The sequence below is a fragment of the Paenibacillus sp. FSL H8-0548 genome (assembly GCF_038630985.1).
In the GTDB taxonomy this organism is placed as follows: Bacteria; Bacillota; Bacilli; order Paenibacillales; family Paenibacillaceae; genus Pristimantibacillus.
Window position 1 is genome coordinate 5,033,014 of the sequence record NZ_CP152049.1, and the last position, 6,987, is coordinate 5,040,000.

Annotated in this window: 2 protein-coding genes, 8 tRNA genes and 1 rRNA gene; all 11 read right to left on the reverse strand. The window is 49.4% G+C overall.

Annotation, left to right across the window (positions count from 1 at the left end; all coding sequences use genetic code 11):
* Positions 1-48: 48 nt before the first annotated feature.
* Positions 49-1,284 (reverse strand): MFS transporter, encoded by a 1,236-nt coding sequence (locus tag MHI37_RS21885; RefSeq protein WP_076337271.1) that lies wholly within the window; start codon positions 1,282-1,284, stop codon positions 49-51.
* Between the two features lie 633 nt (positions 1,285-1,917).
* Complete coding sequence (pdaA, locus tag MHI37_RS21890; protein WP_083676301.1) at positions 1,918-2,673, reverse strand: delta-lactam-biosynthetic de-N-acetylase; 756 nt, start codon at positions 2,671-2,673, stop codon at positions 1,918-1,920.
* A 180-nt stretch (positions 2,674-2,853) separates the two neighbouring features.
* Positions 2,854-2,930 (reverse strand) — tRNA-Pro (locus tag MHI37_RS21895).
* Positions 2,931-2,938: 8 nt separating this feature from the next.
* Positions 2,939-3,014: transfer RNA gene (locus MHI37_RS21900), tRNA-Thr, on the reverse strand.
* A 73-nt stretch (positions 3,015-3,087) separates the two neighbouring features.
* A tRNA-Thr gene (locus MHI37_RS21905) sits at positions 3,088-3,163 on the reverse strand.
* Positions 3,164-3,195: 32 nt separating this feature from the next.
* Positions 3,196-3,272, reverse strand: a tRNA-Met gene (locus tag MHI37_RS21910).
* A gap of 16 nt (positions 3,273-3,288) precedes the next feature.
* Positions 3,289-3,363: transfer RNA gene (locus tag MHI37_RS21915), tRNA-Glu, on the reverse strand.
* Positions 3,364-3,377: 14 nt separating this feature from the next.
* Positions 3,378-3,465, reverse strand: a tRNA-Ser gene (locus MHI37_RS21920).
* A gap of 5 nt (positions 3,466-3,470) precedes the next feature.
* Positions 3,471-3,546 (reverse strand) — tRNA-Asn (locus MHI37_RS21925).
* A 5-nt stretch (positions 3,547-3,551) separates the two neighbouring features.
* Positions 3,552-3,628 (reverse strand) — tRNA-Ile (locus tag MHI37_RS21930).
* A 147-nt stretch (positions 3,629-3,775) separates the two neighbouring features.
* Positions 3,776-6,707 (reverse strand): 23S ribosomal RNA (locus MHI37_RS21935).
* Positions 6,708-6,987: the final 280 nt, after the last annotated feature.

Below are 6,987 nucleotides of genomic sequence, written 5' to 3' on the forward strand. Positions count from 1 at the left end.
TGAGACAGCTGTTTTACATTGAAATATAGAAAAATATAAGTTTCAGCCTCAGCTGGCAGAACCAGCGAATTCTTTGTCCGGATCGGTTCCTTTCGTTTCTTTGCCGAAAAACAGAACCGTCAACGCTCCAACAACGATCGTTATGAAAAAGATCATAAAGATCGAAGAAATCGCGACATGCCGTGCAACGAGCATCCCTACAAGATACGGACCAATAATGCCGCCAACACGCCCGAAGGACGCCGCGAAGCCAACACCAGTGCCACGCACCGCTGTAGGATACAGCTCCGGCGTATAAGCGTACATCCCTCCCCATGCGCCAAGGTTAAAGAAGGAGAGACAAATGCCTGATGCTAGCAATACTCCCTCCGTTTCAGCGCTGCCAAACCATAAGGCACTTCCTGCAGTAAGAAGCAAATAAGCTACAAGCACAAATTTCCGCCCGAATTTCTCTATAAAATACGCCGCCGTAAAATAACCCGGCAGCTGAGCTAGCGTCATGATGAGAACGTACTGGAAGCTTTTCATCAGATCGAAGCCCTTAAGCACCATGACAGAGGGCAGCCATAAGAACATGCCATAATAGGAGAATACAACCGTGAACCATAAGATCCACAGCGTTACCGTCGCCTTGCGATGTCTTATTGACCACAGCGACCTCATTCGGTCACGAATGTTCAGCCTGCTCCCCTTCTGAGCTTCAAAGCTAGGCGAGTCTTTAAGTGCTCTTCTCAAATACAAAGCAAAAAACGCGGGCACAGCCCCAATTGCAAAAGCCATCCTCCATCCATATTCCGGAATGATGAAATAGGCAATTAGCGCTGCGACGATCCAGCCGATAGCCCAAAAGCTCTCCAGCAGCACAACTGCGCGACCTCGCTCCTTTATCGGTACCGATTCTGATACCAGCGTTGAAGCGACTGGCAGCTCGCCTCCGAGCCCAAAGCCCGCAACAAACCTCAATACACAGAGGACGATAAAACCCGTTGCCAGAGCCGATAGACCGCTTGCAATCGAAAATATAAGCAGCGTCCAGAGCAATATCGCTCTACGCCCATAACGATCCGCAAGCAGCCCAGATATTGCAGCCCCTACAGCCATACCAATGGAGTTAATAGCCATCAGCAAGCCAACCTGCTGTGCGCCAAGCTGCCATTCAACAGCTAATGCCGCAACGATAAAAGAAATCATGCCGACCTCCATAGCATCGAACATCCAGCTAAGACCGGCACTAAATAACAATTTCCGCTGCTTGGGATTACGCAGCAAAGCCAAATTTTTCATCTAAAGACCCCTTATACTAAGCTTATTTTCTATTAATAGCTCAACCTCATAAGCAGTATTTTACAATCCTATAGTCATATTTCGGACATCCATGGATACGCTCCAGCCTGCAGCCTCTCACATTCATCTATGGTGACGCAGAACGATACGGTTTTCCGTTTCAGACGATACCCCACGTCCCGGCCTACAATGTACTTTTTGCAACAGAAACCTCACATGAAAGCAGATTCGTCCAGCTACAATGTAATTATGCAGTAGAATAGAGCTCAAACGAGCGAATATGCGAGAAAAATCGGAAATCCGTTGTAAAAAGTGCAGTGTTCGATAAGCTCGAATCGAGTATTACCCGTTTCGTTGCATAAAGTACAATGCAGCCTCCCTGTTTCCTAGCCCACTACACCGAAAGTGTATTGTAAGGGCTAGTACGCATAAAGCTCTGCATTCATCAAGCACGCATTTGGTTTTATGTTCTATTAATTAGACAGCATTTCCTAATTTTTTGGACATCCTTACCTAATATTAACATGATTTCTGAGTATTGAATCAATATCGCTCACATCTATTCTTTCCAAGTGAAGCTGCAAAAAAGCCTTAACTCTGCAGTGAGGTCAAGGCTTTAGTACAACACTACTCTTATGGATTGCTGACGACTAGCTCATCCAAGCTTTTAAATTCATAGCCTTGGCGGCGCGCCTCGTCTATAATACTGCCGAGAGCCTCTGTATTGTCCTTTGAGACGGAGTGCAGCAATATGATAGCACCAGGATGCAGCTGCTTTATAACCTCTCTGTAGGCATGCTGGGAGCCTCTTTGTGCATTCACATCCCAATCCTTATAGGCAACGGACCAAAATACATTGATATAGCCAAATTGCTTGCTCGCTGCGAGTACCTTTTCATTAAAAATGCCTCTTGGCGGCCGCAAATATTTCATTTCCTTCTGACCTGTCAAAACCTCAACCTGCGTTTTCACCTTGTCGAGCTCCGTTTTGATGCTTCCCTCTGACAGCTGAGACATATCCGGATGGCTCCAAGAATGATTGCCCACAATATGACCTTCTAAAACCATTCGATTCAGCAACTCCGGCTCTTCTTTCACATAATGTCCGGTAACAAAAAAAGCAGCAGGAACCTTTTTCTCCTTCAGCACATCTAAGATACGGGAAGTAAAGCCGTTTTCGTAGCCATTATCGAACGTAAGATAAAGCTCCTTTTGACTCGTATTGCCAAGAAACAACGCACCGTGCTTCATCATGATGTCTTTAAAGCCTTCCTCGTCTATCGAAGGCAGTCTTCCCTCCACGCTTTTTTTAAATCCGAAGTGATATACCCCCGGCTGGCCAAATGCAGCAGCAGGACTCGCTAAGCTCCAAATAATCGAAGCGAGCATCACAGTTAACCCTATCTTTAGCTTCAAAAGTAAAGCCCTCCTTGTTTCATGATTTCTATTGCCTGCAATTGACATGCTGCGTATATATTTCCCCATTACAGCATAAAAAAACCGCTATTCCCAATCGCTCAATGAACGAATAAGAATAGCGGTTTATGTGTCAAACATTAGTTTAAAAGATGGTCGGGACGACACGATTTGAACATGCGACCCCCTGGTCCCAAACCAGGTGCTCTACCAAGCTGAGCTACGTCCCGAGAAAAGATGGTGCCGTCGAGAGGACTTGAACCCCCAACCTACTGATTACAAGTCAGTTGCTCTACCAGTTGAGCTACAACGGCACATCAATTATGTTCACCATAAACGGTGATTAGCGATGTTAGTTTGGAAATCCGAACAACATCTGAAGAAAAATGGTGCCGTCGAGAGGACTTGAACCCCCAACCTACTGATTACAAGTCAGTTGCTCTACCAGTTGAGCTACAACGGCGTATAGATGATTGTACACCATTAAAGGTGATTTGGTTGCGGGGGCAGGATTTGAACCTGCGGCCTTCGGGTTATGAGCCCGACGAGCTACCGGGCTGCTCCACCCCGCGTCATTAAGAAAAAATATGGTGACCCGTAGGGGACTCGAACCCCTGTTACCTCCGTGAAAGGGAGGTGTCTTAACCACTTGACCAACGGGCCTTGAAAAATTAGAACGGAGAGAGAGGGATTCGAACCCTCGCACCACTTACGCAGTCTAACCCCTTAGCAGAGGGTCCCCTTGAGCCACTTGGGTATCTCTCCAAACTTGGCTCCCCGAACAGGACTCGAACCTGTGACAACTCGATTAACAGTCGAGTGCTCTACCAACTGAGCTATCAGGGAAAATATGGTGGGCCCTAGTGGACTCGAACCACCGACCTCACCCTTATCAGGGGTGCGCTCTAACCAGCTGAGCTAAGGGCCCAAAGCATAAACATAAATCTTATGTAAGATGTATTGTTTAAGCATAGGACAGGCAAATTACGCCCTGAAAACTGGATACGAAAGGTAGGTTTGCTGAAAACCTGTTCTGCTGCTGTCTACCGGATGTATGGGTCACAGTAAACGTGTTTAGGATAAGCCCTCGACCGATTAGTATTCGTCAGCTACACACATTGCTGTGCTTCCACCCCGAACCTATCAACCTCGTCGTCTTCAAGGGGTCTTACATACTGGGAAATCTCATCTTGAGGGGGGCTTCGCGCTTAGATGCTTTCAGCGCTTATCCCGTCCGTACTTGGCTACCCAGCGGTGCTCCTGGCGGAACAACTGGTACACCAGCGGTACGTCCATCCCGGTCCTCTCGTACTAAGGACAGCTCCTCTCAAATTTCCTGCGCCCGCGACAGATAGGGACCGAACTGTCTCACGACGTTCTGAACCCAGCTCGCGTACCGCTTTAATGGGCGAACAGCCCAACCCTTGGGACCTACTTCAGCCCCAGGATGCGATGAGCCGACATCGAGGTGCCAAACCTCCCCGTCGATGTGGACTCTTGGGGGAGATAAGCCTGTTATCCCCAGGGTAGCTTTTATCCGTTGAGCGATGGCCCTTCCATTCGGTACCACCGGATCACTAAGCCCGACTTTCGTCCCTGCTCGACTTGTAGGTCTCGCAGTCAAGCTCCCTTATGCCTTTGCACTCTGCGAATGATTTCCAACCATTCTGAGGGAACCTTTGGGCGCCTCCGTTACATTTTAGGAGGCGACCGCCCCAGTCAAACTGTCCACCTGACACGGTCCCCGAACCGGTTTCACGGTTCTAGGTTAGAACTCCGATACGATCAGGGTGGTATCCCAACGGTGCCTCCACACAAGCTGGCGCTCATGCTTCGTAGGCTCCCACCTATCCTGTACAGATCGTACCAAAGTTCAATATCAAGTTACAGTAAAGCTCCATGGGGTCTTTCCGTCTTGTCGCGGGTAACCTGCATCTTCACAGGTATTAAAATTTCACCGGATCTCTCGTTGAGACAGCGCCCAAGTCGTTACGCCATTCGTGCGGGTCAGAATTTACCTGACAAGGAATTTCGCTACCTTAGGACCGTTATAGTTACGGCCGCCGTTTACTGGGGCTTCGGTTCACAGCTTCGGGTTACCCCTAACCGCTCCCCTTAACCTTCCAGCACCGGGCAGGCGTCAGCCCGTATACTTCGCCTTACGGCTTCGCACAGACCTGTGTTTTTGCTAAACAGTCGCTTGGGCCTTTTCACTGCGGCCCCCTCGGGCTATTCACCCTACCGAGGCACCTCTTCTCCCGAAGTTACGAGGTCATTTTGCCGAGTTCCTTAACGAGAGTTCTTCCGCGCGCCTTAGCATACTCTGCTCGCCTACCTGTGTCGGTTTGCGGTACGGGCACCTAGATCTCACTAGAGGCTTTTCTTGACAGCCGGAGTACATGACCTTCGCTACTGTAATTTTCGCTCCCCATCACAGCCCAGCCTAATAGTGTGCGGATTTGCCTACACACTAGCCTCACTGCTTAGACGGACTATTCCATCAGTCCGCGTCACTGCCCTTCTGTGTCACCCCATTGCTCAAACAATCTTCGGTGGTACAGGAATTTCAACCTGTTGTCCATCCACTACGCCTTTCGGCCTCGCGTTAGGTCCCGACTTACCCTGAGAGGACGAGCCTTCCTCAGGAACCCTTAGGCTTTCGGCGGACAAGATTCTCACTTGTCTTTTCGTTACTCATACCGGCATTCTCACTTGAATACAGTCCACCAGTCCTCACGGTCCAACTTCAATCCGTATTCAACGCTCCCCTACCCAAGTACCCTAAGGTACATGTCATAGCTTCGGTGGTGTGTTTAGCCCCGTTACATTTTCGGCGCAGAGTCACTCGACCAGTGAGCTATTACGCACTCTTTAAATGATGGCTGCTTCTAAGCCAACATCCTGGTTGTCTTTGCAACTCCACATCCTTTCCCACTTAACACACACTTGGGGACCTTAGCTGATGATCTGGGCTGTTTCCCTCTTGACAATGGATCTTAGCACTCACTGTCTGACTCCCGAGTAGCACGTCTATGGCATTCGGAGTTTGACTGGACTTGGTAACCCTTGGCGGGCCCCGCACCCAATCAGTGCTCTACCTCCACGACGCTCATTCCTCGAGGCTAGCCCTAAAGCTATTTCGGGGAGAACCAGCTATCTCCGAGTTCGATTGGAATTTCTCCGCTACCCCCACCTCATCCCCGCACTTTTCAACGTGCGTGGGTTCGGGCCTCCAGTGCGTGTTACCGCACCTTCACCCTGGACAGGGGTAGATCACACGGTTTCGGGTCTACGACCACGTACTTATTCGCCCTATTCAGACTCGCTTTCGCTACGGCTCCGTCTTCCCGACTTAACCTTGCACGTGATCGTAACTCGCCGGTTCATTCTACAAAAGGCACGCCATCACCCATTTAACGGGCTCTGACTTTTTGTAAGCGCACGGTTTCAGGTTCTTTTTCACTCCGCTTCCGCGGTGCTTTTCACCTTTCCCTCACGGTACTGCTTCACTATCGGTCACCAGGGAGTATTTAGCCTTGGCAGATGGTCCTGCCGGATTCCGACGGGGTTTCTCGTGTCCCGCCGTACTCAGGATCCGTCTCGGAGAGTGCTTGCTTTCGGTTACAGGGCTTTTACCTGCTCTGGCGGGCCTTTCCAGACCTCTTCGCCTACCAAACACCTTTGTAACTCCATGTGAGACGTCCTACAACCCCAAGGAGCAAGCTCCTTGGTTTGGGCTAATCCGCGTTCGCTCGCCGCTACTGACGGAATCACTATTGTTTTCTCTTCCTCAGGGTACTTAGATGTTTCAGTTCCCCTGGTATGCCTCTACCCAACCTATGTATTCAGTTGAGAGTAACTGCCCATTACGGCAGCTGGGTTTCCCCATTCGGAAATCCTCGGATCAATGCCTGCTTACGGCTCCCCGGGGCGGTATCGTTGTTCGCCACGTCCTTCTTCGGCTCCTGGTGCCTAGGCATCCTCCGTGCGCTCTTACTAGCTTAACCTATCGTTCCGGTTGATTCGGCTTGTGCGCCGTTTTCATTTCATTCCACTGATTTCCCTAAACAGGATAGCGGTTGGAATAAAACGAAAAGATGTCGCAGCAATCTCGAACAACCTTCACTAACAATTAAATCATTGTAGCTTAAAGGATGTTTCAGCAATTCTTTTCTTTCGTTATCCAGTTTTCAAGGTGCAATTGTTTTCTTGCCGTTCACACGGCAGGAAGATTAGATTATCATGTTTGCTCGTTACAATCAACATGTAAATGCTGGTAATTCGCTG